Here is a 26,810-nt window from a genome sequence, read left to right as displayed (position 1 = left end):
AGCGTTCGCATGGCAATGGACTATCCTGAACTGAGGCTGTTCATCGGCGGCCGATGGATCGGCCTTGACGGCCGAAGGGGCGAGCCGGTCTACAATCCGGCGACCGGAAATGTCCTGGCCGAGCTTCCGCATGCGACCGAGGCTGATCTTGACGAAGCCCTGGCTTCCGCGGCCGCGGGTTTCGACCGGTGGCGACGCACGTCTCCGGTCGAGCGGGCGCGGGTGCTGCAGCAGACATCCGCCCTGATGCTCGCGCGGCGGGACCAGATCGCGACGCTGATCACGTTGGAACTGGGCAAACCGATCGCCGAAGCAAAGGCCGAGGTCGAGCAGGCCGCGGGAATCTTCAACTGGAATGCAGAGGAGGGGCGACGCGCCTACGGGCGGGTCATTCCGCCACGAACGCAAGGGGCCATGCAGTTCGCTCTGCGCGAGCCGATAGGTCCCATCGCCGCCTTCGCGTCCTGGAACGCGCCGGCAATCACGCCGTCGCGAAAGATCAGCGGCGCGCTCGCTGCCGGTTGCTCCGTCATCATCAAGGCGTCGGAAGAAACGCCGGCGACCGCACTTGCCATCGCGGGATTGCTGCAGGAGAGCGGTCTGCCGGGCGGGGTGCTGAACGTCGTGTTCGGCAATCCCGCGGAGATATCGGCGAAGCTGATCGGCTCGCCGATCATTCGCGGCATAACCTTCACGGGCTCGACCTCGGTCGGGAAGCAGCTCGCATCGCTGGCGGTGCAGGGCATGAAGCGAATGACTCTGGAACTCGGCGGTCACGCGCCCGTGGTGATCTTCGAAGACGTCGATCCGGAGGCGGTGGCACTTTCTGCGGTGACGGCCAAATACCGGAATGCGGGGCAGGTGTGCACGTCACCGACGCGGTTCTACGTGCATCGCTCGATCCACGATCGCTTTGTCGCGCGTTTCGCCGAGCTCGCAAGAGCCATCAAGGTCGGAAATGGCCTCGATCCAGCGACGAGAATGGGACCGCTGGCCAATACCCGCCGGCTGGAGGTGATGGACCGTTTCCTCGATGATGCCCGCTCGCGGCAGATCGCGGTTCCGGTCGGCGGCAACCGGATCGGAGGCAAGGGCTGCTTCTACAGCCCGACCTTGATCGCGAATGTCGATGAGGACTGCCTGGTTTCGAACGTGGAGCCGTTCGGCCCGATCGCCGCGACAACCGCGTTCGACTCGGCGGAAGATGCCATCCGTCTCTGCAACCGGCTCCCGTTCGGCCTTGCGTCCTACGTGATGACCAACGACATGCGCAATGCCGGCGCCATGATCGACGGCATCGAGGCGGGCAACGTCATCGTGAACCACTGGCAGGCATCGCTGCCGGAGACGCCCTTCGGGGGCTACAAGGACAGCGGCGTCGGTTCGGAAGGCGGGGTCGAAGGACTGCAGGCCTTTCAGAACATCAAATATGTGAGTGAGCATAGGCCATCATAACGGCGCGGCTCAGGTCGAGCGCAACAGGTCCGCGACAGCCCGGCGGGCGATCGCGTTTTCCTCCGGCAGGCCGATCGAAATGCGCACCCAGGTGTCGAGCGGCGGATAGTTGCGACCGATGTCGATGCCTTGTGCTGCGAGCGCGGACGCGATGGATTGTTGCGGCCGGCCGGAGTCGAAGAACACGAAATTGCCCTGCGATTCCGTGAAGCGAACCTTTCGTTGCCGGAACAGCTCGTGCCAGGCATCGCGCTCGGCCGCGACCTTGGCGCGAACCGACGGCACATAGTCTGTATCTTTCAGACTGGCGTCTGCCGCGACGAGGCTGAGCCGATTGAGCCCGAAAGAGGCGCCGATGCCGAGCAGCTTCACCGACTTGGCCAGCTCGGCGGGCGCCAGCGTGTAGCCGATGGCAAGGCTGGCAAGCCCGTAGATTTTCGCAAATGTCCTGAAGACCGCGACCTGATCGCCGCCGCGGACCAGGCCGGCCACGGTTCGCTTCTCGAAATCCGGCGTGAATTCGAGATAGGCCTCATCGACGATCACGAGCGTGCGCTTGGAGAGATCGTGCACGAATTCGATGAACTGCGCCGCCTCGCTCACCGTGCCGCTCGGATTGTGCGGATTGACGAGATAGACCGCGCGCGTCCGTCCATTGACCCTGCCGGCGATGGCGGGGAGGTCGTTCTCAAGCTGGTCGTTGAGGGGGACACCGACCACGATGCCGCCGGCGGGCGAGACGGCATCGACCAGCGCAGTATAGCCGGGCTCGGAATAGATGAACTCACCGCCCGTACCGCCGCGGGCCGACAGATACAGGCCGAGCACGTTAAGGATCTCGCCGAGTACGACCTGCTCGGCAGCAACATTCTCGTGCGCGGCAATCGTCTGCGTCAGCTCGGTGAGTTCGTCGCCGGTATAGCGGCTGAGACCGGTGAGGTGGGCCTTGATCGCCTCCAACGCCCGAGGCGAGGGACCGAACGGATTTTCATTCAAGGAGAGGCGAATTCGATCTTGTTTCGATGCATCGGCCATGGCTGGATACAAAAAACTGCTGGTTGCGGCCGCACTGATCAGCAGCCAATCGCGTCGAGTAAGCTCCGTCAGGGTGCTGCTCCTTACGGTCGATAGCGGTCGCAACAATTGCGCCGGTCACCACCAACTATAAGCGACCATTGGGACCATCGAGAACACGTCAGACTGCACCGTCGCGCGATTGTTACGCGCGGTGAACTTACGTTGTCTACAGTCTTGATCTCGGATACAATTCGGGCCGATTGCATGCCTTCTCTCCACGCGACACTCTCATTGTCGTGACCGACAACGAAAGGATTCTCGGATCGAACGAAAATCGACACACACCGGCGAATACAAACGCTGAGTTTATTTTTCTCCGGCGCAAACTGCTGCGAACATTTCGACCTTGAGCACACGCTAAAGGAGGCAAGAATGAAGACAGTGATTGCGTTATTGTCGACGATTTTCCTGCTGGCCGTACCTGTGACGGCGCATTCCAATCCGTTTTTGTTGCAAAAGTGCCTGGTGTTTGGCGCACGCCCAACGGCGCAGCCTTCCTGGAATTCCGTTCCAACCCTGATCTAAATCGCGCGTGGGTGTCAGCGACCTTATGCGATAAATATGTTACTGGAGATTGGGCAGCGTCCCAGTGCAAACCATACAACAGTTACAAAATTAGAGTTCCTGGCCTTGTCTACGATCGTTCATTAGGTGCAATCCGCCTTGGCAAGCACGTGTGCGCATGGGTGGAAGATGGACTTGTGCGGCCGATCTTTCGGCAGACGGGCCAGTGCAAACTCAACATCGGCGCGGTTCGTCAAGACTACAGTGATGGGTTTGAAACGTACTGGCGACCGATGGATGTGATCACCATCCAGCTAAATGATTCACCCGGCAGATAGGTCGAGCGATGCGCCTTGATCACAAGGCGCCTCCTCAGCGATGCCGTGCGGCAGAATCGTCCCGATGCACACCGCACCTTGCGGGAATACTGTCTCGCGCTCATGCAACACGACGAGAGCAAGGCGAGGGTGATACGTACCGAACGCGTTGGCGCTAGGTAAGCTTTGCTGACGTGTTAAGGTAATGTCGATCGACGAAGAATCCCGACGAGCTGGGACGCGAGCAAGAGAAAGCCTCACTACACGTTGCATCGGATATCGCTCGGTATCCGCTCGCGTGCTGTCGTCCTTATCGCCCCCTTGGTCGTCAGCCTGGGCCACAATTGCTCCTTGAGTTGTATTTGGCGACCGACGGTGCGATGATGCTCGCGCTCACAGACGCGTACTCGGTTTCTGGAATTCCAGGTCGCAAGCTTTTCTTCCTTGCAGACGCATGAGCACAGCAGTGAATGCGAACCCGGTCAGCGAGATTGTTGCCTGGCACGCGACATCTCAACAAGAGGTCGTGGAGCGACTCGGCACCAGCCGGGAGAAAGGTCTCGATCCGGCTGAGGCCGCGGTCCGCCTACGGAAATACGGGCCCAACCGTCTGCCGGAAGGCAGGAAGGAGGGCCCGTTTGCCCGGTTTCTAGCGCAGTTCAACAACATCCTGGTCTACGTGCTGCTCGCCGCGGGCTTCACCAAGTTGATGCTGAACCTCTGGGTTGACGCGGCAATCATCTTTGGTGTCGTCGTTCTCAACGCGCTGCTTGGGTTCATTCAGGAGGGCAGGGCCGAGAAGGCACTGGACTCCATCCGCAACATGCTGTCGGCGGAGGCGCGGACGGTGCGCGGTGGCGAGACCCGCATGATTGCTGCGGAGCAGCTTGTTCCGGGCGACGTCGTGCTCCTGGAGTCGGGTGACAAGATTCCTGCAGACCTGCGGCTCATCGAGGCGAAGAACCTGCGGACTGAAGAGGCCGCCCTCACTGGCGAATCGGTGCCGGCGGAGAAGGGCGTCGATGCGGTGCCTGCGAACGCGACGGTCGGGGATCGCGAGAGCATGGCGTTTTCCGGCACCATGGTCACGTCCGGTCGCGCGACCGGAGTGGTCGTCTCGACCGGTAGCGAGACCGAACTCGGCCGCATCAACCAGTTGCTCGCCAATGTCAGTCCACTCGAGACCCCGTTGCTGCGCCAGGTCAAGAAATTCGGCTACGCCATCACCGCCGCGATCGGGGTGATCAGCGTCCTGATATTCGCCTACGGAAAGTGGGTGAAGGGTATGGACTTTGTGGAGCTGTTCCAGGCCGTCGTTGGCATCGCCGTATCGCTCATTCCGGAGGGACTACCCGCGCTCATCACGATTACCCTGGCCATCGGCGTGCAGCGCATGGCGCAGCGCAACGCCATCATCCGGCGATTGCCTGCGGTCGAGACGCTCGGATCGGTGTCGCGGATTTGCTCGGACAAGACGGGCACGCTGACGCTCATGGAAATGATGGTGGTGTCCGCCGTCACGGCTGAGTCAGCATATCAAATTACAGGCGACGGTTATTCGCCGAAGGGGGAGATCAGAAAGGACGGAGAGCCCGCGGGCAGGGAGCCGGTACTCGCGCTCATGGGGCGGGTTTCGTTGCTCTGCAACGATGCGGAGCTGTTTCAGGAGGAAGGCTGCTGGAAGGTGGAGGGCGATCCGACGGAGGGCGCGCTCTATCCGTTCGCGGCCAAGCTCGGTATGGATCGGCAGGCAGAGCAGGCGGCAGCTCCGCGTATCGATGCCATTCCGTTCGAATCCGAGCACAAGTTCATGGCGACGCTCCACGAGGCTGCGAGCGGCGAGCAGGTGCTGCTGGTCAAGGGCGCCCCGGAAGTGATCCTCGATCACTGCGATCGCCAGCAGACCGCCAACGGCCAGCCGAGGCCGCTCGACCGCGAGCACTTCTTGAAACAATCAGACCGGCTTGCGGCTCAAGGCGAACGTGTGCTGGCGCTGGCGTGGCTCGAGACTCCGAATGTGAAGACCGGCGGTCTCACCGCGGCCGACTTGCCGCGGACGCTTGTCTTGCTCGGCCTGATCGGCTTGCTGGATCCGCCGCGCAAAGAGGCCATCGAGGCTGTGAAGGAGTGCCACGGCGGTGGCATCCGGGTCACCATGATCACGGGCGATCACAAGATCACCGCCGCGGCCATCGCCAAGATGCTTGGTCTCGGCGACGGGAAGACGGCGATCACGGGCGCCGAGATCGAGGGTATGGACACCGCGACGTTGCAGGAACGCGTTCGCGCCGTTGATGTCTTCGCGCGTGCAAGCCCTGAACACAAGCTGCGCCTTGTGAAGGCCATTCAGGCCAACAACCAAATCGTGGCAATGACAGGCGATGGCGTAAACGATGCGCCTTCGCTCAAGAAAGCCGACATCGGCGTTGCGATGGGTATCAAAGGCACCGAGGTAACGAAGGAAGCAGCCGGGATGATCCTGGCCGACGACAACTTCGCCTCGATCTCGGCAGCCGTGAAGGAGGGACGCACGGTCTACAACAATATCGAGAAGGCCATGCTTTTCTTGTTGCCGACCAACGTCGCGCAGGCGCTGGTGATTGCGTCGGCAATCTTTCTTGGCTTCACCATGCCGATCACCGCCCCGCAAGTGCTCTGGGTCAATATGGTGACTTCGGTTGCGCTTGGCCTGGTTATCTCCTTCGAGCCGCACGAGATCGATGTGATGCAGCGGCCTCCGCGCGCGGCGGACCGCCCGATCGTCACCGGCTTCGGGATTTGGCGGATCGTCTTTGTTGGCTTGGCGCTCCTTGCCTACACCCTGCTGGCGTTCTTCTGGATGAAGGGCCAGGGCGCTTCGGACGGATTGGCGCGGACGGTCGCCGTCAATGCCATCACGATCGGCCAGGTGTTCTATCTCTTGAACAGCCGCTATCTGCTCGACTCGTCGCTCGACCTCAAGGCGCACATGGGCAATCAGTACTTGCCGCTCGGCATCATTGCCGTGGTGATCCTGCAACTGATCTTCACCTACACACCACCGTTCCAGGCGATGTTCGGCAACGAAGCTATCCCGTTATGGGTCTGGCCCTGGCTGCTGGCAGGCGGTTTGGTGTTCTTCCTCGTCGTGGAGGCTGAGAAGCTGATCATTCGCTCGTCGGGTTCGTTGCGGGAGGTTGTCGTCGCTGCCGAAGCCGGCAACTGATCGCAGAGCCTTGGACAAGGGCGTCAGGCTTCGCGCGCAAGCTCCGTACGCGCGGCCGCCACCTCCTTCTTCTGCTCCGCGCTCAGCGTCGGGTATGCAAGGTCAAGCTGCTCGACCGTCTCCACGATCGCCGCGGCGACGACAAGCCGGGTGAACCACCTGTTGTCGGCCGGCACCACATACCACGGCGCGTGCTGCGAAGCCGTGGCCCGGATCGCATCTTCAAATGAGCGCATGTAGTCGCGCCAGAACTTGCGCTCATGGACGTCCGAAGGAGAGAACTTCCAGTTCTTCTCCGCGTTGTCGAGGCGCTTCATAAAACGCTTCTTCTGTTCCTCGCGCGACACGTTCAGGAAAAACTTGAGGATGACCACGCCCTGCCGGGTCAGGTAGTCTTCGAAACGCGCGATGTCGGCGAGCCGTTCGTCCCAGATGCGCTTGCCCATGAACTGCGGAGGCAATTTCTGTCGCTTCAGGATATCCTCGTGCACACGCACAACGAGGACCTCCTCGTAGTAGGAGCGGTTGAATATGCCGATCTTCCCACGCTCCGGCAGACGCCTGACGTAGCGCCACAGGAAGTCGTGGTCGAGCTCCTCTTGCGATGGCTGCTTGAACGAGGAGACCTGACAGCCTTGCGGATTGACCCCCGACATGACGTGTTTGATCGTGCTGTCCTTGCCAGCAGCATCCATGGCCTGGAAGACGAGCAGCAGCGACCAGCGGTCCTGGGCATACAGCATGTCCTGTTCTTCTGCGAGCCACTGAGTGCCGCGTTGAAGGAGGTCGGCTGCTTCACCCTTGTCCATCTTCAGGGTGCGCGTATCACCGGGGTCGAAATCCTTCAGTTGAAAGCCCTTGCCGTTAGTGACGCGGAACGGGTGGGTGTACTTCTGGATTTGGTCGAGAATCTCTTTTCTCGGCATAGCGAGACCTCCCATTTGTGAAGAGACAAACTCGCTCGGTCGCTTAGACGCCGCGAGATTTGAGTCAGAAACCGCGCGTAACGTCCTATCATAGCAACAATGGCTGCCGACCCAGCGGCGTGAAGTTTACTGGATTCCTGCACGCGTTCAGCAAGAATTGGCAGCGGGCTCGGGTTTCCTGATCCGATTATTGCATTGCTCGAATTCAGCTTGATCGGAGCAAGATTGAGAACTCGTCTGCTTCCGTGCTTTACGAAGAAGTCTGTAGTAGTGGTCAACCCAGGGCAGGGTAGGACCATGGCTGAATACCTGCCGCCCCAGCCAGCCGCCTCAACGCAAGATGGTTTGACAATCCGATTGTGTCAGCGATCTTCGGGGCTTATGCACTGAACGGGCCGACCGCGATCAATCTCGCATTCGGCCCGCCGCGTTGCCACTGGGAACTTGGTCGTATCCTCTCGCACGCGGTGCGCCCCGCACTTTGTCGATCAAAACAAGCCGTTCGCTTGGAAGGAAACTCGCCGTGACAGAATCGAAAGCCGTTATCATCGACCGGCATCCAGGCCGCTCCACCCAAACCATCGGGATTGCGCGAGAGCTTGGCACCGATCCGGATCTGATCCACGAGCCGTCGGTTGGCGTGGTCGGCACCAAAGGCGACAGCCAGTGCTACATGGGTGTGACGGCGAAGGTCGATGCCATCCACGCCAGTCTCAAGAGCCGCATCGGCAAGGGCGCGGGCCAGTTGAAGCTGCGCCTGGTCCAGCCGGAATACACGATCGCGACGTCGGACGGTATCCGCAACGGCACCCGCGAAATGCGCTATTCGCTGATCGGGCGTGAGGTCACTCACGATGCGCTCTGCGAGCATTTGAGCGCGACCGGTCTCCGCGGTACCATCGCCGTCGTAGCCTGTGACAAGCCGCCGGTCGGCACGCTGGCGGCGCTGCTCGAGCACAATCAGCCGACGATCATCATGTCGGATGGGCCGATCCATCCCGGTACCGACCCGAACACCGGCGAGAAGCTCGACATCGTCAGTGCCTATCAGGTCGCCGGCAACCCAGACGCCGAATACCGCCATCACATCGCCTGTCATGCCTGCCCCGGATACGGTAGCTGCGGCGGCATGTTCACCTACAACACCATGCAGACATTCATTGGCGTCGTCGGCATGCAGCCGCTGCACATGGTGGCGCCACCGTCCGACGATCCCCGCCGGCTCAAGGAATTCCCGGGCCAGCTGGTCGACTACCTCGCGCAAATGATCGCAAAGGACCTGAAGCCGCGCGACATCGTGGTTCGCGATTCCATCCGAAACGCCGTCATCGTCGCAATGGCGGTCGGCGGTTCGACCAATGTCACCCTGCATGCGCCGGAGATCGCGCGCGCCGCAGGCTTTGCGGACTTCTGGAAAGAGGTGATGACGCCGGCCGAGTTCAATCATCTGTCGCAGTATGTCGTTCCGGTCCTCACCGACGCCCGCCCGTATGGCAAGTATTCGATGGTCGACATCGACCAGGTTGGCGGCGTGCAGGTGATCGTGCGCGAACTGCTGGAGGCCGGGCTTCTCAACGGCGACGTGATGACCTGCACGGGCGAAACGCTGGCGCAGCAGGTCAAGCGCCTCGGCACTAAGGCCGTCGATGGCACGGTGATCTATCCCGTCGCCAAGCCTTATAAGCCGACCGGAGGCCTGCGGGTTCTCGGCGGCAATTTGTCGCCGGAATTCTCGGCGATCCTGAAGCTTGCCGGCGTCGAAGGCGGACTGGAAAACAATCTGTTCCGCGGCAAGGCGCGCGTGTTCGAAGGCGAGCAGGGCCTGCTTGACGCGCTCGACAAGACGCCCGGGCGATTCCAGAACAACGACATGATCATCGTGCGCTACGAGGGGCCGAGCGGCGCTCCGGGCATGCCGGAGATGCTTGACCCGACCTCGCGCATCACCACGCTGTGCCGCGAGCGGGGAATCGTGGTGGCGCTGATGACCGACGCGCGGTTCTCCGGCGGATCGGTCGGCCTTGTCATCGGCCATGTCGGCCCTGAAGCGGCCCTTGGCGGACCAATCGCTCTCGTTCAGGACGGTGACGAGATCGTCGCGGACTTGAACAAGAACGAGCTCAACTGCACGGAGCTGTCGGATCCTGCCGTTCTCAGGCAGCGCAAAGCCGCATGGGACAAGGTGGTGGCGGATAACGGCGGCATCCACCCGAATTGCGGTGACGCGGATACGCGCCTGTTGCACCGCGCGCGGCTCACCGCCGTTCCTGCCACTCGCGGCGGCGGCCTGCATCCGAATCGCGAGGTCTGGGTGCGCCAGCCGCGCGAAGCAAAGCCGTCGGGTTTTGTGCCGACGAACAAGCACCGGCCGGAGACGAAAAAGGCATTCTAGGAACGGCGGCTGGCGCCGATGATCGAAATGCCAGCACCGACCGCAGGCAAAGTGCCCGGAGGTCGGAAGTGGTAAAGTAGAATGCGGGCACGTCCATGACCGGCGCGCATTCTATTTGGCAATTCCCAATCTGCTGCTGAGCAAGCACGACCTCGGCAACGAGCTGAACAAGATTCGCTGGGAACTGGGGGAGGGCTGTCGGTCGGAAAATGCGGCGTCACGCGTGAGCGCCGACTATTGTCCCGGGTACCTTTATGGCCACGCTGGAAGGCATGGATGACCGTGCCGAGGCAATCATGGAGATATTTGAAACAGCGCCAAACCACAAACAAGGGATCGAGACTATCGCCTATACGAAATTCGCATAAGGTATATTATGGAATATTTTTATATACAATCAGATCAAAGATTTAGGCGAACTTCCTGATGGAAATGCCAATTTTCTGCGTCAGCGCCAAGCCTCCCGTCATGGAGCGAGCGTTTCGGCCCGTCCGCATGTGAGCATCCAGCCGTCCGCCGCCCTGTGTGAAAGCCCATATTGCCGCCGGCTCCAGACGCTGCAATAAGCGCCGGCGAGATCGCTTGCCGACCCGCGGCACGGACAACAACAAGCCTCATAAAGGGAGCTAAAGGGAGCAAACCAGATGAGCTTTTCACGACGCGCGCTACTGAAGGCATCGGCTGCCTCGGCCGTCCTGGGCGGCCTTGGCGCGCCATTGGTGGCCCGCGCGCAAGCCGCCGAGTTCACCTACAAATACGCCAACAATCTCCCGGACAGCCATCCCATGAACGTCCGCGCCCGCGAGATGGCGGCGGCGATCAAGACCGAGACCAATGGCCGCTTCGACCTGCAGGTTTTCCCCAACAACCAGCTCGGTTCCGATACCGACGTGCTGAGCCAGATCCGTTCCGGCGGCGTCGAGTTTTTCACGCTGTCCGGCCTGATCCTGTCGACGCTGGTGCCGGCGGCATCCATCAACGGCATCGGCTTCGCGTTCCCAGACTATGACACGGTCTGGAAGGCCATGGACGGCGGGCTGGGCGCCTATGTCCGCGGCGAGATCAAGAAGGCCGGCCTCGAGGTGATGGAAAAGATCTGGGACAACGGGTTCCGCCAGACCACGTCCTCGACCAAGCCGATCAACGGGCCGGAGGATTACAAGGGCTTCAAGATCCGCGTGCCCGTCTCGCCATTGTGGACTTCGATGTTCAAGGCGTTCGACGCCGCCCCCGCCTCGATCAATTTCAGCGAGGTCTATTCGGCGCTGCAGACCAAGATCGTCGAGGGCCAGGAGAACCCGCTGGCGATCATCTCGACCGCCAAGCTCTACGAGGTGCAAAAGTACTGCTCGCTGACCAACCACATGTGGGACGGCTTCTGGTTCCTGGCCAACCGCCGCGCCTGGGAGAAGCTGCCGGAGGATGTCCGCACCATCGTCGCCAAGAACGTCAATGCGGCCGCCGTCAACGAGCGCGCCGACGTCGCCAAGCTGAACGCCAGCCTGCAGCAGGAATTGGCCGGCAAGGGTCTCGTCTTCAACCAGCCGGGCATTACGCCGTTCCGCGACAAGCTGCGCACCGCGGGCTTCTATGCTGAATGGAAGGGCAAGTATGGCGACCAGGCCTGGGAGCTCCTGGAGAAATCCGTCGGCAAGCTGTCGTAACCGCACAGCGTGCCAACACAATAATCTCTAGTGCAGGGGGCCGTCATGGCTCATGCCGAACTGAGCGAGATCATGGCCGGCGAGGCGGATCACTCCCCTCGCCGCCGTTCGTTCACGGAATCCGTCGAACAAGCGCTCGGATGGCTGGTCGAGATCCCGGCGGCACTATTGGTCGTGGCCGAGATCGTGATCCTGTTCGCCGGCGTGGTCGCGCGCTATGCGCTGCACAGCCCGCTGATCTGGTCGGACGAACTGGCCTCGATCCTGTTCCTGTGGCTGGCGATGCTGGGCGCTGCGGTCGCGTTCCGCCGCGCCGAGCACATGCGAATGACCGCAATTGTCGCAAATGCACCTCCGGCGCTGCGGTCCTATCTCGATCTCGTCGCGACCGCCGCGGCGCTGGCGTTCCTGCTCTTGATCGCCTGGCCGTCCTACGAATACGCCTACGAGGAAAGCTACATCACGACGCCGGCGCTGCAGATCCTCAATAGCTGGCGGGCGGCGGCGCTGCCGACCGGGATCGGCCTGATGGCGCTGTTCGCACTGCTGCGACTTGCCCGCGCCGCCAATGTGCGGACGGTGCCGGCCGCAATCGCATCCGTGGCGGCGGTGATCGCCGTGTTCTGGCTGCTCAAGGGCGCCTTGCGGCCGCTCGGCAATCTCAATCTCATCATCTTCTTTGTCGGCGTCACCGGTTTTTCGGTCTTTGCCGGCGTGCCGATCGCATTCGCCTTCGGGCTTGCGACCTACGGCTATCTGGCGCTGACCACTGGCACGCCGCTGATGGTGCTGGTCGGCCGCATGGACGAGGGCATGAGCCATCTGATTCTGTTGTCGGTGCCGCTGTTCGTCTTCCTGGGGCTTCTGATCGAGATGACCGGCATGGCGCGGGCGATGGTCGCCTTCCTGGCGAGCCTGCTCGGCCACGTCCGCGGCGGCCTGCATTACGTGCTGGTCGGCGCGATGTACCTGGTGTCAGGGATTTCCGGCTCCAAGGCGGCTGACATGGCTGCCGTCGCGCCGGTGCTGTTTCCGGAAATGAAGGCGCGCGGCGCCCGGCCCGGCGATCTCGTCGCCTTGCTCTCCGCCACCGGCGCCCAGACTGAAACCATCCCGCCGAGCCTCGTGCTGATCACCATCGGCTCGGTCACCGGCGTCTCGATCGCCGCGCTGTTCACCGGCGGCCTGTTGCCGGGCGTGGTGCTGGCGATCACGCTGTCCGCGCTGGTCTGGTGGCGCTACCGCAAGGAGGACTTGCGTCACGTGAAGAGGGCGAGCGGCGCCGAGATTGGGCGGACGCTCATCATCGCCCTGCCCGCGCTGGCGCTGCCTTTCGTGATCCGTTACGCGGTGATCGAGGGCATCGCCACCGCGACGGAAGTCTCCACGATCGGCATCGTCTACGCCTTTATCGTCGGCTTCTTCATCTATGGCCTCTTGATCTACCGCAATTTCGACTGGCGGCGACTCGTGCCAATGCTGGTCGAGACGGCTTGCCTGTCGGGGGCGATCCTCCTGATCATCGGCACGGCGACCGGGATGGCCTGGGGGCTCACCCAGTCCGGCTTCTCCCGGGCGCTCGCCGCGGCCATGACCGGCCTGCCTGGCGGCTCGGCGAGCTTCATCGCGGTGTCGATCCTGGCCTTCGTGATCCTCGGCAGCGTGCTCGAGGGGATACCGGCGATCGTGCTGTTCGGGCCATTGTTGTTCCCGATCGCGCGCGCCGTCGGCGTCCACGAGGTGCACTATGCCATGATCATCATCCTGGCGATGGGCATCGGATTGTTCGCACCGCCCTTCGGCGTCGGCTATTATGCCGCCTGCGCCATCGGGCGCGTCGATCCGGCGCAAGGCATCAGACCGATCTGGGGCTATCTTCTGGCGCTGATGGTTGGCCTGATCATCGTCGCGGTCTTCCCGTGGATTTCCATCGGGTTCTTGTGAGACTTTAATCTTTAATGGGATCGAGCCATGAGCGCAGCCCAGAACCAGTACAATATCGGATTGGACAAGACGCCGGCCAACTACGTGCCGCTGACGCCATTGAGCTTCCTGGCACGTTCGGCCGCCATCTATCCCGACCATGTCAGTACCGTCTATGAAGGCCGCAGCTTCACCTGGGCCGAGACCTATGACCGCTGCCGGCGCTTCGCGTCCTATCTCGCCAGCCGCGGCATCGGGGTCGGCGATACCGTTGCGGCGATGCTGCCGAACATCCCCGCGATGAACGAACTGCACTTCGCGGTGCCGATGACCGGCGCGGTCTTGAATACGTTGAACATCCGGCTCGACGCGCCGTCGATCGCATTCCAGCTCGATCATGGCGGCGCGAGGATCATCCTGGTCGATCCCGAATTTTCGGGCGTCATCGCCGACGCGCTGGCGCAGATGAAAGGGCCAAAACCCGTCGTGATCGACGTCGATGATGCATCGTTCGATGGCGGCCAGCGTATCGGCGAGATCGAATACGAAGCGGCGCTCGCGCTGGGCGACCCCAATTTTGTCGAGCGTCGGCCTGACGACGAATGGGAAGCGATCGCGCTGAGCTACACGTCGGGGACCACGGGCAACCCCAAAGGCGTCGTGACCCATCACCGCGGCGCCTATCTCAACGCCGTCAGCAACATCCTGGCTGGCAATCTCGGCCAGCATCCGGTCTATCTCTGGACGTTGCCGATGTTCCACTGCAACGGCTGGTGCTTCCCCTGGACCATAGCGGCTGCGGCCGGCGTCAACGTCTGCCTGCGCAAGGTCGAGCCCACCAGGATCTTCGAGCTGATCGCAAAGCACGGCGTCACCCACATGTGCGGCGCGCCGATCGTCTACAACGTGCTGATCAATGCGCCGGACGCGCCGAAGGATGAGCGCGCAAGGCCCGTGATCGGATTGATCGCAGGCGCCGCCCCGCCGGTCGCCGTGCTCGAAGGCGCCGAGCGGATCGGCATCAAACTCACCCATGTCTATGGCCTGACCGAGGTCTATGGCCCCGCCTCCGTCTGCGCCGAGCAGCCAGGCTGGGACGAATTGCCGGCCCCGCAGCGCGCGCAGATGAAGCGGCGGCAGGGCGTACCCTACCCGCTTGAAGAGGCCGTCACCGTGCTCGATCCCAGCACGATGCAGCCCGTGCCGCGCGACGCCGAGACCATCGGCGAAGTCATGTTCCGCGGCAACATCGTGATGAAGGGCTATCTGAAGAACGAGAAGGCGACGCGTGAAGCCTTCGCCGGCGGCTGGTTCCACACCGGCGATCTCGGCGTGCTCGATCAGCATGGCTACGTCATCATCAAGGATCGCTCCAAGGACATCATCATCTCCGGCGGCGAGAACGTGTCCTCGGTCGAGGTCGAGGACATCCTCTACAAGCATCCCGCCGTGCTGTTTGCGGCCGTGGTCGCAAAGCCCGATCCGAAATGGGGCGAAGTGCCCTGCGCCTTTGTCGAGCTGAAGGAAGGTGCGACTGCCACCGAAGCCGAGATCATCGCCTTCTGCCGCGATCAGATGTCCGGCTTCAAGACGCCGAAGGCGGTCGTGTTCGGCCCGATTCCGAAGACCTCGACCGGCAAGATCCAGAAATTCATGCTGCGCGACCAGGTCGGATCGGCGAAGGCGATTTCGGCGTAGTACAGTCGTCGTCCCGGCGAAGTCGTAGGGTGGGCAAAGCGAAGCGTGCCCACCATCCGCACTCCGCAAGAAGTGGTGGGCACGCTTCGCTTTGCCCACCCTACGGCAGCTTGTCCAACACCAGCCGCATCCCGTCGTACCCCGGCACCACGCCGGCGGGCAGCTTTTGCCGCAACGCCTCATAGTCGAGGTCGGCGTGCATGTTGGTGATGACGGCACGCTTCGGCTTGAAGCGGTCGATCCGTGACAGCGCGTCGGCCACGCTGAAATGGCTGGAATGCGTCACATAGCGCAATCCGTCGACGATCCAGAGATCGAGGTTCTCCAGCGCCGGCCAGCTTTCCTTGGGAATGTCGTGGAGATCTGGTGTGTAAGCGGCGCCGCCAACGCGAAAACCGAGCGCGGGGATCCTGCCGTGCTGGACCAGGAAGGCGGAAAGCTTGACCGGACCGCCCTTCCCCTCGGTTGTATGGCTCTCGCCCGCCTCGATGCCGTGACGCGTCAGGATCGGCGGATAGTCGCTGCCCTCGGGCGAGATGAAGCAATAGGAGAACCGCGCCATGATGTCCTTGGCGGTCGACTGATTGAAGTAGACCGGAATGCGGCGGCGCTGATGCATCACCACCGAGCGCAGGTCGTCGATGCCATGGGTCTGGTCGGCGTGCTCATGAGTGAGAAAGACCGCGTCGATGTGATCGACATTGGCGTCGATCAGTTGCTCGCGCAGGTCGGGCGAAGTGTCGACCACGATCCGCGTCGTGCCATGCGCGCCGTTGCGCTCGACCAGCAGCGAGCAGCGGCGGCGGCGGTTCTTCGGATTGTTCGGATCGCAGGCGCCCCAGCCGAGCGCCGGGCGCGGCACGCCAGCGGAGGAGCCGCAGCCCAAAATCGTCAACGTGATCGTCATGCCGCCTCTTTCGGAGCCGGCACTTTCGAGAACAGCCGGAAGAAGTTTTCGGTGGTCTGCCGCGAGATGTCTTCCAGCGAAACGCCGCGCGTTTCGGCGAGGACCTTGGCGACCTCGACCACGTAGGAAGGCTCGTTGCGTTTGCCGCGGAATTTGCCGGGCGCGAGATACGGCGAGTCGGTCTCGACCATGATGCGATCATCAGGCAGTTCGGCCGCGAGCGCTCGCAAGGCCTCTGATTTCTTGAAGGTCAGGATTCCCGTGAAGGAGATCGACAGACCAAGCGAGATCGCTTTCATCGCGAGCTCACGCCCGCCGGTGTAGCAATGCAGCACCGCCTTGAACGGTCCCTTCGCCACCTCGTCTTCCAGGATGCGGCCGCAATCCTCGTCCGCCTCGCGGGTATGGATCACGAGCGGCAGGCCGGTCGAGCGCGCAGCCGCAATATGTGCGCGAAAGCCGCGCTCCTGCGCCTCGCGCGAACCGTGCTGGTAGAAGTAGTCGAGCCCGGCTTCGCCGAGCGCCACGACCTTCGGATGCCTGGTCAGCTCAATCAGTTCGGCCGGCGGAATGCCGTCTTCCTGGTCGGCCTCATGCGGATGCGTACCGACCGAGCAGTAGACGTTCGGAAAGCGTTCGGCGATCGCAAGCAGCGCATCGAGCCGCCGAACCCGGGTCGAGATCGTGACCATGCGCCCCACGCCCGCGCTCTCGGCCCGCGCGACGATGGCGTCGAGATCCTCGGCAAAATCCGGAAAATCCAGGTGGCAATGGCTGTCGACCAGCATGTTCTTCCAACCGCTCAATCGGCCTTTGGTTCGACGTAGCGCGGGAACACGCCGACCGGCGGCGGCAATTGGACGCCCGGCTTGAGCCGCTCGCCAAAGGCCGCGAATTGGCGCGACGTCTGATCATCCCCAGCGACGCCCAGACTATCGAGCAGCTTGGCCGAGGCTTCCGGCATCACCGGCTGCGTCAGGATCGCGATCTGGCGCACGACTTCCGCGGTCACATACAACACCGTCTTCTGCCTGGCAGGATCGGTCTTGGCCAGCGCCCACGGCGCTTCGCCCGCAAAATAGCGGTTGGCTTCGGCCACCACGGCCCACACCGTGTTCAGCCATTGGTGGATCTGCTGGGTCGCCATCGCATTTCGCGAGGCCTCCAGCATGCCATCTGCCTGCGCCAGGATCGCCTTGTCGTTATCGGAGAACTCGCCGGGCTCCGGCAGCACGCCGCCGAGCTGCTTGGCGATCATCGACAGCGAACGCTGCGCCAGATTGCCGAGATCGTTGGCGAGGTCGGCATTGATGCGCGCGACGATGGCCTCGTGGCTGTAGTTGCCGTCCTGTCCGAACGGTACCTCGCGCAGGAAGAAGTAGCGAAGCTGGTCGACGCCGTATTGGTCGGCGAAGTCGAAGGGATCGACGACATTGCCAACCGACTTCGACATCTTCTCTCCCCTGCTGAACAGGAAGCCGTGGGCATAGACGCGCTTCTGGACGGGGACGCCGGCCGACATCAGGAAGGCCGGCCAGTACACCGCGTGGAAGCGGATGATGTCCTTGCCGATGATGTGCACGTCCGCCGGCCAGTAGCGCCAGTTCGGATCGGCCTCGTCGGGAAAGCCGACACCGGTGATGTAGTTGGTGAGCGCGTCGACCCAGACGTACATCACGTGCTCGGGATCGTTGGGCACCTTGACACCCCAGTCGAAGGTGGTGCGCGAGATCGAAAGATCCCTCAGCCCGCTCCTGACGAAGCTCATGACTTCATTGCGGCGCGAGTCAGGCCCGATGAAATCGGGCTGGCTTTCGTAGAGATGAAGCAGCCTGTCCTGGTACGCCGACAGCTTGAAGAAGTAGCTCTTCTCCTCGACCCACTCGACCGGCGTGCCCTGTGGACCGCGGCGGACATTGTCCTCGCCGACGACGGTTTCGTCCTCGGCGTAGTAGGCCTCGTCGCGCACCGAATACCAGCCGGCATAGGTGTCGATATAGATATCGCCATTTTGCTGCATGCGATTCCAGATCGCCTGCACCGAGCGGTGATGTGCCGGTTCGGAGGTGCGGATGAAGCGGTCGAACGAGACGTTCAGCCGCTCGTCCATCTCCTTGAAGCGGGCGGCGTTGCGGGTGGCGAGCTCGGCCGGGGTCAGTCCCTCGCTTTGCGCGGTCTGGATCATCTTCTGGCCGTGCTCGTCGGTGCCGGTCAGGAAGAACACGTCCTTTCCGTCGAGCCGCTGGAAGCGCGCCAGCGCATCCGTCGCGATCGCCTCGTAGGCATGGCCGATATGCGGCTGACCGTTCGGATAGGCGATCGCAGTCGTGATGTAGAACAGGTTGCCCCGAGCGGTCGGTGCAGGCGCGAGGTTAGCGGCGGGAGTGGCTTGCGCCGGCTTCGGCTTTGGCGCCTTCTTCACCGCGGGCTTCACTACCGGCGCGGGCGTAGGCGTGCTGACCTGTTCCGGAGCAGAAATCGGCTTTTCCGGCGCAGCCTTCGTCGTAGTTTTCTTTACCGACTTTTTCGCCGGCTTGTTGGTCTTGGCAGCTGCTTTCTTGGTAGCTGCTTTCTTGGCAGTTGCCTTCTTGCCGGCTGCTTTCTTGACAGCGGTCTTCTTCTTGGCAGCCTTCTTCACGGCCTTCTTGGCCGCCTTTTTCGCCTTCTTCGCTGGGGCCTTCTTCTTCGCACGCGTCTTCACCGCGGCCTCGGCGGCGCGACGTGCCGCCTTCTTCGTCTTTTTCTTCTTCGAAGCTTTCCGGGCCACAACGAATTCCTCAAGGTGCAGTTCAAGCGAAAATGATCGGGATTGGTGAAACGGCGGATTACCGCACGGCTTCCGCAAGCATCGAAAACACCGAGAACACCAGCGGCTTGCGTTCCAGATTGTATGCTTCGGTATCGCGCGCGGCGAGGACGATCTTTTCCCATACCTCCGCCAGCCGTGCAAGGCGCGGCAGGTTAGCGTTGGCATCGCCCGTGTGCAGCTTGTCGCTGATCCAGCGCTCGATGCCCTCGATAAAGGCCGCAAGCGCGACGCGATCGCTGAGGCCGAGCGCATCACCGAGCGCATGCAGTTCGCGCGGATCGACCTGCGGCAATGTCGCAAGCAGGGCTGCGGTCTTCTGCTGCAGCTTCAGCGCGTCGCCGCCAAGCAGATTCAGCGCCCGCGCCACGCTGCCCTCCGCCGCCGCGGCGGCCTCGATCAGCGCCGGATCGTCAGGCGCCATTTCGGTGGCCGCGGAAGCGGCGCGGACCACGTCGTCGGGATCAAGCGGCCTGAGCAGCAATTTGCGGCAGCGGGACAGGATCGTCGGCAGCACCCGCGACGGCGCGTGGGTGACCAGCAGGAACAGCGATTGCTGCGGCGGCTCCTCGAGAATCTTCAGGAGCGCATTGGCGGCATTCGGATTGAGTTCATCGACGGTGTCCACGATGCACACGCGCCAGCCCTCGACCGCCGCCGTCGAGCCGAAGAACGAGATGGTTTCGCGCGTCTCATCGACCGTGATCACCGTCCGCAGCACGCCGCGGTCGTTGAGCCCGCGCTCCAGCACCAACAGCCCGCCATGGGCGCCTGCCGCGACCTGCCTTGCCACCGGTTCGTGCGGATCGACCGCCAGCGTCTCCGCCTGCTGCACGGAAGGCGCAAGCGGATCGCGGTGCGCCAGCACGAAGCGCGCCATGCGATAGGCCAGCGTCGCCTTGCCGATGCCCGCCGCGCCGCCGATCAGCCAGGCGTGCGGAATGCGGCCCGAGCGATAGGCCGCGAGCAGCGCTGTCTCCGCCTCGCGATGCCCGAAGAAATCGGGCGTCTCGCGCGGATGCCGAACCGCGAGTTCCTGCTCGACCTTGCGCGCGCTCATGCGTGGCTCGCCGCCGGAAATGCCGTGAGGAGATGTTCGCGCAGCACATTCCAGATACGCTCGGCGACCGCATCGGCGTCGGCATCGGCATCGATCAGCACGCAGCGCTGCGGATCTTCGACCGCAAGCTGCTTGTAGGCCTCGCGCAAATCCTGATGGAACTGGACGTCCTCGGACTCAAAGCGATCGGGGGCCGCATTGCCGCGGCGCGCCGCTGCCCGCTTCAGGCCGACTTCCACGGGCACGTCGAGGATGAAGGTGAGGTCCGGCTTGAGGTCGCCGATGGTGACGCGCTGCATGGCGCTGACGAGGCCGGGCGGCACCTGCCCTAGCCGGCCCTGATAGACCCGCGTCGAATCGAAGAAGCGGTCGCAGAGCACCCAGATGCCCTGGTTCAGCGCCGGCAGGATCACGGTGCGGACATGGTCGTCGCGCGCGGCCGCGAACAGCAGCGTCTCGGCGTCGGGCCCGAGCAGCTTGCCCATGCCCGACAATAGCAGATGCCGGATAATCTCGGCGCCCGGCGAGCCGCCTGGCTCGCGGGTGACGATGGTGCGCAGCTTGGCCCCGTTCAGCCGTTCGGCGAGCCGCTTGATCTGGGTGGATTTTCCGGACCCCTCGCCGCCTTCGAACGTGATGAAGCGCCCGCGCAAGGATGATCGCTTGACCTTAGCCTTTGCCATGTCAGAGCTTCTCGACGCCCGCGCGGAACATGCCGATGACCAGCTCCTGGGCGCCGTCGAGTGCCCGGCGCACGGTCGATCCCGTGCCGATCGCGTCCGCCGCGTAGACCGGCGTTTCCACAGCAAGATTGCCGCTCCGCCAGACCCTGACGACGCCGATCTGTTGCCCGGCCTGGATCGGCGCCCGCACCGGGCCGTTATAGACCACGCGCGCAAGCAGCTTCTCATTGCCGTTCTTCGACACCATCACCTTGATCGGTTCGGGGCTCGTCAGCTTCACCGAACGGCTTTCCCCGCCGAACACCCGGGCGTAGCCGATGGTCTGGTTGGCGGCGATCAGCGTGCGGGTCTCGAAGCTGCGGAAGCCCCATTCCAGCATCTTCTTGGCCTCGCTCGCACGGTCATCGGCGTCCTCCAGCCCGTTGACCACCACGATCAGCCGCGTGTCGTTCTGCACGGCCGAGCCGACCATGCCGTAGCCGCCCTCCTTGGTGTAGCCGGTCTTGAGGCCATCGGCGCCGCTCAACGAGTTCAGCAGCGGATTGCGGTTGAGCTGGCGGATCTTGTTCCAGGTGAATTCCTTCTCGCCGAACAGTTTGTACATGTCGGGATAGGTCAGGATGATATGACGCGCGAGCTTCGCCAGCTCGCGCACAGTCATTTTGTTGCCGGGGTCGGGCAGGCCATTGGAATTGGCGAAGGTCGATTTGGTCAGCCCCAGCTCCCGGGCGCGCTTGGTCATGACGTTGGCCGCGAACTCGCCCTCGCTGCCGGCGATGCCTTCGGCAAGCGCGATGCAGGAATCGTTGCCACTCTGGATGATCGCCCCGTGCAGGAGGTCGTCGACCGACACCTTGCTATGGATGGCGGCGAACATCGTCGAGCTGCCGGAGGGCGCCCCGCCCCGTCGCCAGGCGTACTCGCTGATCCGGTATTCGTCGGTCAGCTTGATGTCGCCCTTCTTGAGGGCGTTGAAGACGACTTCCGCCGTCATCAGCTTCATCATGCTCGAGGGCGCGCGGAGCTCGTCGGCGTTCTTCTCGAACAGCACGCTGCCCGAGGACGCCTCGATCAGGATCGCGGTCGGCGCGTCGCCGTCAAAGCCGCCCTCCTCCTTCTTGGCGCCCTGCACGCTGTTGTTGGCGGCATAGACCGCGGTGCCGAAGCCGATCGCAAGCGCGACCGCAGCCGCCGTCAGCGCGCGCCAAGGTGAACACCAGGGCCGGCGCGCCAGGAAAGCGGATCGAGAAGCAGCGATCATCGGCGATGTCCTGAAACGGGGGCCTTCTACCAGTTGGAAGTACCGCAAACAACTGAGGTTTTGGCCGCAAGGCCGAAGCCGGCGCGCCTCTTCCGCAGTGAAAATGATCCTATCGCGCAAGCCGCGCCGGTTCCTTGAAGCAAATCCGGCAAAGACGGCGGAAACGCGTACGCCTGAAGGGCTCGAAGCTGCAGCCGGCGCTGATCAGCTTTCTTAAGATAAGCGCGTGAAGCCGTTGATTTTAGTACAGCCCGCGGCCGCTCAGCACTTCCGCCGGACCGCGCGGATCGATCGGGACATAGGCCGAGCTGGCATCGGTTTCATAGCGGCCATTGGCGTCATACGACACCTGCCGCAGATTCCCGGTGCCCCGCCCGCGCCCACGGCCGGAGGCGGACATCTCCGAGGTCGCATTGGTCGAGGCGTAATCGGCCGACGTATTGCCCAGCGAATAGGGCCGTCCCTCCGGCAGCGGAACTTCGCCGCGGATGTGGCCGGCCGAGGACGACATGTCAGGCACGAACGGCCTGGCCGAGGCGATCCGGACCGCGGACGGCGATGGCGCGCCCGTCCGCAGTGTCGCCATCAACTGGCGGTCGTCGGAGCCCTCCAGCGGCGCCCGCCCGACATATTCGACGCGGACGCGAGCGATGCCATTGCCTTTGAACTCAAGCAGTTCGGCGGCTTTGTTCGAGACGTCGATGAGGCGGTTGCCATGATAGGGACCGCGGTCGTTGACGCGCACGATCAGCGACTTGCCGTTCCGCAAATTCGTCACGCGCGCATAGCAGGGCATGGGTAGCGTCGGATGCGCGGCGGTCAGCGAGGCCATGTCGAACACTTCGCCATTGGCGGTCAGCCGGCCGTGGAAATCATTGCCATACCAGGAGGCGAGCCCCTCGGCGTGGTAGTTGGCGTCTTCCTCGGGCACATACATGCGCCCGGCCACCGTGTAGGGCTTGCCGATCCGGTAGGTGCCGCCACCCTTCGGTACTGGTTCGCCGAAGGCGACCACGCGCGGGCTTGCGGAAACGCCATATTTCGGATCGACGCGGCTCGCGAACTTGTTCGAGGAGGCGCAGTTGGCGAGCACAAGGCAGGTCGCGACCGCAGCCGCACTCCGCGCCATCGCCCGAATCGGATATTGCCGCTTCCCCATCGACCCCAACTACCACGCTACCGGACGCGTGCCCACTTGCGAGGCCCTTCGCGTCACTGATCCCCAAGATGCGGCCCACCTTCCGCATCAAAACGTGAGGATATCGCAACCGGAACGCGGCGGAAATGGGGAGAGCCGTACCATGGTAAATTCTCAGTTGCGCCCTCCCCGGCATTCTACGGGCGAAAGCTGTCCCGCTTTCACACATCTGTTGCAGCAAATCATCACTTCACGGCAGATCGCAGCGTTGCCCGCAGGATTCTTTTGACTGTGCAAGGCCGCAGTCGTTCTCTCCCTCGTGCGCAGGGGGCGCAAAGGAAGTTCTGAAATGATCGAGACGGTTACGGCGGTGATGGGCCTGGTGAGCGCGGGGATCTTTCTGGCCCATGCCTATGAGGGTTTTCGCACCCGGGCGTAAAGCCCAACGCGAAATGGAAAGACGCATCACCTCTTTCCCGAAAGGTAAGTTCGTAAAGCTTTAATAGATTCGGAAGAGCATCGGAGTGTAGCAGGTGCATCATGCGCAAACACGACTTGGTCTCCGACGGATTCCTGACCCTCACAGCAGCAAGCTTCGTGCTGCTGTGCTCAAGCCTGCTGGCCTTCGCGCTGAGCTAGGCTAAGGCCACGCCTCCCCGGGGCATTCCGGGCTGATCGTGCTGCGCTCTCGTTTCGAGGAGCGCGGCCTTGGGATTGCAGTTTTCGCACAGTTTTTTTGATCTCGCCTTCTCTGCGCGGCGCTAATGGCAGTCGCCAGACCGTCCTTGATCTTTGGCTCCCGGCCAGAGACGAACTGCCAAGCCCCTTAGCGGGGCTTCCACGCATTCCTCCACGCCATAAAGACCTTCGCTCTCTTGATCTCGCGCGCCGATTGGGCTTTGGGTATGGCAGGTTTGGGGGAATTCCAATGCGTAAGTTGTCGATTGTGGCGCTGTGCGCCACGCTGGCGGGTTGTGTCTCGGCTGGCGAAACGGTTTCATTCAAGACGTCGAACCCGCAGCAGCAGGCCTTGATGCGCGATGGTCAGCCCGCGCTCGTGTCGCGGCAGAAGAATTCGCTGGTGCTGGTCCGTCCGGCGGCGCGGCAGCTTCAGGCCAACGGGCGACCTGTATTCGTGGTCGGCATCAACAATCTCGGGCGCCAGCCGGTCGACTTCCGCGTAGCCCAAGTCGAGGCCGTCCAGCATGTTGGCGGACAGGATTTCGGCATGCAGGTCGTCACCTACGAGATGCTGGTCCAGGAGGAGAAGAACCGCCAAGTAGCGGCCGCTATCTTCACCGGTCTTGCTGCCGCCGGTAATTCGTATAGCGCCTCACAGGCTGGCTATGGTCACTATACGACGCGTTCCGGTCGCACCGGCACTTTCTACAGTCCGACCGCTGCAGCGATCGCCCAGGGCAACGCTGCGGCACAGAACGAGGCGATGATCGAAGCCACGATCGAAACTGGCCAGCGCAATATGGCTGCGCTGGAACAAGCCGTCATCAAGGACAATACTCTGATGTCCGGTGAATGGTACGGCGGCCAGCTGCACTTGGCGCCACCGACCGATCAGGGCGGCACAGCGAAGACCTACACCATCGTCATCACCGTTGGCACCGAGCGCCATGTGATCGATATCTCGCAAGGGCCAGCGGGCGTCTGATCCCTTTTGAGCCTGAAACATCTGTCGAATTTTGATCCCAGCATCTCCTCGGATTCCATCCCATCGCAGCCCGTACCACGCAGTTGGGTAGTAAATGCGGTAGTACGGAGCTTGGCGAACTTGAGATGGATCACGGCGTCGCGCCATCGTAGGGCCACTTACGCATAGCCGCGCACCAGCTCGTTGGCGCTGGTTCGAGAAAGAAGTGTTGGCGCTGTTGCGGGGTGAGGCAGCGCGGCACCTCAGCCTTGACGCGATCAACCAAAGTCTGAACTTCTGGTAATGCCTCCCACAGCCGCGCGGTTTTGTCGTCGGAACTGGTTAGGATGCGGCCGCCGTCGGGCGCGAACACCGCGCTTGTAAGCACTTCGGTGTGGCCCACAAGGATGGCGAGCGGCTTGCACCCGTCGCCGACGATCGACCAGGCCGTCAACGGCGGCTACGCTTGGCTCGAGATCAGGTGCTCGCGCTGCAAGACGCCCCGTAGCGTCGACCCCGCCCTGCCCCACGCGGCGACCACGGCCATCCACGACCTTGCCAGCCGGCTGCGCTGCGTGAAATGCGCGAAGGCAGGAAAGCGACCGCCGGCGGAGTTCCGTTCAACAGCTTCGCTGAATACGCGCCAGAGCCAAACCCTGAGGGCCGCGAGATCTCCGAGGTGCTGCGGGAGTTCATTGAGAGCCATTCCGGCCGGCCGAACGGCGTCCAACTGGCGCTGCCGCTGCGCATGTGATCCGGCGAGGCTTAGAACTGGTCCTGCACGCGACGGAACGCGGGATGATCCCGGTTTTTCGACCTGTGTTCAGTTGTAAAGTATACTGTACGCAACCCTCAGATAAATGATATATTACTGCAATAAATCGGGAGGAATAAATGGACAAAGATCATATTGACGAGCTGATCGAATTGGGCAGCAAGACGAAAAGTATAGAGAGAGTACAAGACATCGCCGCTAAGGCGATGGAGAGGGCAGGTTTGGGATACACAATGCACAACGCTTGTGCCGCAACACTAAGCGCTTTTCTCGATGAATCCGGTATTGACGTTCCAATGACATTGGGTGCGGGCAAACTCGCGATGCGACTGGGCGGCAATGACAGAGGCAGCCGTCATTGGAAACGCATTCGAGTTGGAGAGCAACGGGCAGGTGACGTCGGCGTCACATTCGACAATACATCACCAGCCGGCGCAGATCACGTTTACCTAGTGGTCGAGCGTGTTGACTCTGACAAAATGGTTATCGCAGACAACCAAGCTCCTAAGCCCCACACACGTTATGCTAGCGGCCGCGGCAGAACAGCCACAGAATATTTCCTAAGAGCGCCTGACGAAGATCAAAGGGACGAGAGACTTACGATCGTCGGTATCGGCGATGAGGACTTCTATCCATGGGATGACGAAGACACAAACCAGCTTCGAGAACCTTTTGAAGACGATGGTACACCGTCACGTAAAAAGACTGTTTCAAAAAAGAAGGACGAAATCGGCGAAAAGAGGGCTCCTAATTACCGCAGCCTGGTTCCGGACGGATTTTTCTCGTCGAATCCATTTGATCGGACCAAGCCAGTGTCGATCCGGTGTAATAACCCAGGGGCGATTAATGGAGCAACCTGGGAAGAGCGCTCTCCTGGATACGTGGACACGGTTGAAACGACCCCAGGTAACAAGACGACGATTTTTGAGGCGCCTGAGTATGGCGTTGCTGTCTGGTGGGAATTGCTACGGCGATATGCTGCAAGTGGCGTCACGACAGTCGGCGGGATCATAAATCGCTATGGAGGGGGCCAAGATTACTCAAACTATATAAGATTTGTGGAGCGGAAAACCGGTTTTGAAGAGGGACACAAGATTCCGCTCGATGACGATGCGACGCTCTTAGCCTTCGGAAAGGCGATGTTCCAATATGAGGCGGGACGACCAACACCATTAAATGATGATCAGATTGTTTATGGATTACGGCTTGCCCGTACCGACGACGGCGCCATCTCATAGGTTGTGCGGCAGGCAGAGCAACTGGACCGGGTGCTGAAGGCAGAGCAGAAGAGGAAGGCATGAAATGGACCCGCGGAGCGGGACCGCTTGAACCGGTTTGTTAGTTGGAAACTGACCGCTCCTGATCCCTTTCTAT

At 62.2% G+C, this 26,810-nt stretch carries 20 protein-coding genes and 1 pseudogene; 11 read left to right on the top strand and 10 right to left on the bottom strand.

All coding sequences use genetic code 11. From position 1 onward, the window contains the following. The first annotated feature begins 9 nt into the window (after nucleotides 1-9). Nucleotides 10-1,455, top strand: coding sequence for an NAD-dependent succinate-semialdehyde dehydrogenase (locus AAFX91_RS02125; protein ID WP_394565415.1), 1,446 nt, complete (start codon nucleotides 10-12; stop codon nucleotides 1,453-1,455). Nucleotides 1,456-1,464: 9 nt separating this feature from the next. Here AAFX91_RS02125 and AAFX91_RS02120 read toward each other — a convergent pair whose 3' ends face one another. Next, nucleotides 1,465-2,490: a pyridoxal phosphate-dependent aminotransferase gene (locus AAFX91_RS02120; protein ID WP_394565414.1), complete on the bottom strand. Its 1,026-nt coding sequence runs from the start codon at nucleotides 2,488-2,490 to the stop codon at nucleotides 1,465-1,467. 414 nt (nucleotides 2,491-2,904) lie between these two features. Between AAFX91_RS02120 and AAFX91_RS02115 the strand changes: the two genes are divergently transcribed. Further along, complete coding sequence (locus AAFX91_RS02115) at nucleotides 2,905-3,057, top strand: hypothetical protein (RefSeq protein WP_394565413.1); 153 nt, start codon at nucleotides 2,905-2,907, stop codon at nucleotides 3,055-3,057. Between the two features lie 762 nt (nucleotides 3,058-3,819). Beyond that, on the top strand, nucleotides 3,820-6,558 hold the full coding sequence (locus AAFX91_RS02110; RefSeq protein WP_394565412.1) for an HAD-IC family P-type ATPase: 2,739 nt from the start codon (nucleotides 3,820-3,822) through the stop codon (nucleotides 6,556-6,558). A gap of 23 nt (nucleotides 6,559-6,581) precedes the next feature. On the opposite strand, the gene AAFX91_RS02105 is transcribed toward AAFX91_RS02110, so the two are convergent. Further along, the gene (locus tag AAFX91_RS02105) at nucleotides 6,582-7,484 is read right to left on the bottom strand and encodes a polyphosphate kinase 2 family protein (RefSeq protein ID WP_282526522.1); all 903 of its coding nucleotides are present in this window, start codon (nucleotides 7,482-7,484) and stop codon (nucleotides 6,582-6,584) included. A 523-nt stretch (nucleotides 7,485-8,007) separates the two neighbouring features. Between AAFX91_RS02105 and AAFX91_RS02100 the strand changes: the two genes are divergently transcribed. From AAFX91_RS02100 to AAFX91_RS02085, 4 genes are all read left to right on the top strand, one after another. Then, nucleotides 8,008-9,876, top strand: coding sequence for a dihydroxy-acid dehydratase (locus AAFX91_RS02100; protein ID WP_394565411.1), 1,869 nt, complete (start codon nucleotides 8,008-8,010; stop codon nucleotides 9,874-9,876). Between the two features lie 644 nt (nucleotides 9,877-10,520). Then, complete coding sequence (locus AAFX91_RS02095) at nucleotides 10,521-11,540, top strand: TRAP transporter substrate-binding protein (protein ID WP_130580285.1); 1,020 nt, start codon at nucleotides 10,521-10,523, stop codon at nucleotides 11,538-11,540. A gap of 45 nt (nucleotides 11,541-11,585) precedes the next feature. Then, nucleotides 11,586-13,484, top strand: a complete 1,899-nt coding sequence (locus AAFX91_RS02090; protein WP_394565410.1) for a TRAP transporter large permease subunit — start codon at nucleotides 11,586-11,588, stop codon at nucleotides 13,482-13,484. A 27-nt stretch (nucleotides 13,485-13,511) separates the two neighbouring features. Then, the gene (locus tag AAFX91_RS02085) at nucleotides 13,512-15,161 is read left to right on the top strand and encodes an acyl-CoA synthetase (RefSeq protein ID WP_394565409.1); all 1,650 of its coding nucleotides are present in this window, start codon (nucleotides 13,512-13,514) and stop codon (nucleotides 15,159-15,161) included. Nucleotides 15,162-15,261: 100 nt separating this feature from the next. Here the strand turns inward: AAFX91_RS02085 and AAFX91_RS02080 are convergent, their stop codons facing one another. The 7 genes from AAFX91_RS02080 to AAFX91_RS02050 form a co-directional block, all read right to left on the bottom strand. Beyond that, nucleotides 15,262-16,068 carry an MBL fold metallo-hydrolase gene (locus tag AAFX91_RS02080; RefSeq protein WP_394565408.1) on the bottom strand — a complete coding sequence of 269 codons (807 nt, stop codon included), beginning with the start codon at nucleotides 16,066-16,068 and terminating at the stop codon, nucleotides 15,262-15,264. Then, nucleotides 16,065-16,856, bottom strand: a complete 792-nt coding sequence (locus AAFX91_RS02075; protein ID WP_394565438.1) for a TatD family hydrolase — start codon at nucleotides 16,854-16,856, stop codon at nucleotides 16,065-16,067. The genes AAFX91_RS02080 and AAFX91_RS02075 overlap by 4 nt, the downstream gene beginning before the upstream one ends. Before the next feature lie 14 nt (nucleotides 16,857-16,870). Continuing rightward, nucleotides 16,871-18,835: a methionine--tRNA ligase gene (gene metG / locus AAFX91_RS02070; protein WP_394565407.1), complete on the bottom strand. Its 1,965-nt coding sequence runs from the start codon at nucleotides 18,833-18,835 to the stop codon at nucleotides 16,871-16,873. Between the two features lie 58 nt (nucleotides 18,836-18,893). Continuing rightward, nucleotides 18,894-19,934, bottom strand: a complete 1,041-nt coding sequence (locus AAFX91_RS02065; protein ID WP_130580281.1) for a DNA polymerase III subunit delta' — start codon at nucleotides 19,932-19,934, stop codon at nucleotides 18,894-18,896. After that, the gene (gene tmk / locus AAFX91_RS02060) at nucleotides 19,931-20,617 is read right to left on the bottom strand and encodes a dTMP kinase (RefSeq protein WP_130580280.1); all 687 of its coding nucleotides are present in this window, start codon (nucleotides 20,615-20,617) and stop codon (nucleotides 19,931-19,933) included. The genes AAFX91_RS02065 and tmk overlap by 4 nt, the downstream gene beginning before the upstream one ends. Before the next feature lies 1 nt (nucleotide 20,618). Further along, nucleotides 20,619-21,878, bottom strand: a complete 1,260-nt coding sequence (locus AAFX91_RS02055) for a D-alanyl-D-alanine carboxypeptidase family protein (RefSeq protein ID WP_394565406.1) — start codon at nucleotides 21,876-21,878, stop codon at nucleotides 20,619-20,621. Between the two features lie 241 nt (nucleotides 21,879-22,119). After that, nucleotides 22,120-23,037: a septal ring lytic transglycosylase RlpA family protein gene (locus tag AAFX91_RS02050; RefSeq protein WP_394565405.1), complete on the bottom strand. Its 918-nt coding sequence runs from the start codon at nucleotides 23,035-23,037 to the stop codon at nucleotides 22,120-22,122. 907 nt (nucleotides 23,038-23,944) lie between these two features. On the opposite strand from AAFX91_RS02050, the gene AAFX91_RS02045 reads away from it, so the two are divergent. Beyond that, nucleotides 23,945-24,682 (top strand): hypothetical protein, encoded by a 738-nt coding sequence (locus tag AAFX91_RS02045; RefSeq protein WP_282526512.1) that lies wholly within the window; start codon nucleotides 23,945-23,947, stop codon nucleotides 24,680-24,682. A 130-nt stretch (nucleotides 24,683-24,812) separates the two neighbouring features. On the opposite strand, the gene AAFX91_RS02040 is transcribed toward AAFX91_RS02045, so the two are convergent. Then, nucleotides 24,813-25,034: a hypothetical protein gene (locus AAFX91_RS02040; RefSeq protein WP_282526595.1), complete on the bottom strand. Its 222-nt coding sequence runs from the start codon at nucleotides 25,032-25,034 to the stop codon at nucleotides 24,813-24,815. On the opposite strand from AAFX91_RS02040, the pseudogene AAFX91_RS02035 reads away from it, so the two are divergent. From AAFX91_RS02035 to AAFX91_RS02025, 3 genes and pseudogenes are all read left to right on the top strand, one after another. Next, a pseudogene (locus AAFX91_RS02035) lies at nucleotides 24,988-25,272 on the top strand (hypothetical protein); the annotation flags it as partial. The gene AAFX91_RS02040 and the pseudogene AAFX91_RS02035 sit on opposite strands and share 47 nt — an antisense overlap. Next, entirely contained in the window at nucleotides 25,242-25,415 is a 174-nt protein-coding gene (locus tag AAFX91_RS02030) for a hypothetical protein (RefSeq protein WP_282526601.1), read from the top strand. The pseudogene AAFX91_RS02035 and the gene AAFX91_RS02030, both read left to right, overlap by 31 nt. Before the next feature lie 140 nt (nucleotides 25,416-25,555). Continuing rightward, nucleotides 25,556-26,674, top strand: coding sequence for a hypothetical protein (locus AAFX91_RS02025; RefSeq protein ID WP_394565404.1), 1,119 nt, complete (start codon nucleotides 25,556-25,558; stop codon nucleotides 26,672-26,674). Nucleotides 26,675-26,810 lie beyond the last annotated feature (136 nt).

It is taken from the genome of Bradyrhizobium sp. 31Argb, from assembly GCF_043638955.1.
Taxonomy (GTDB): Bacteria; Pseudomonadota; Alphaproteobacteria; order Rhizobiales; family Xanthobacteraceae; genus Bradyrhizobium.
This window is presented reverse-complemented; position numbering and strand designations above follow the sequence as displayed.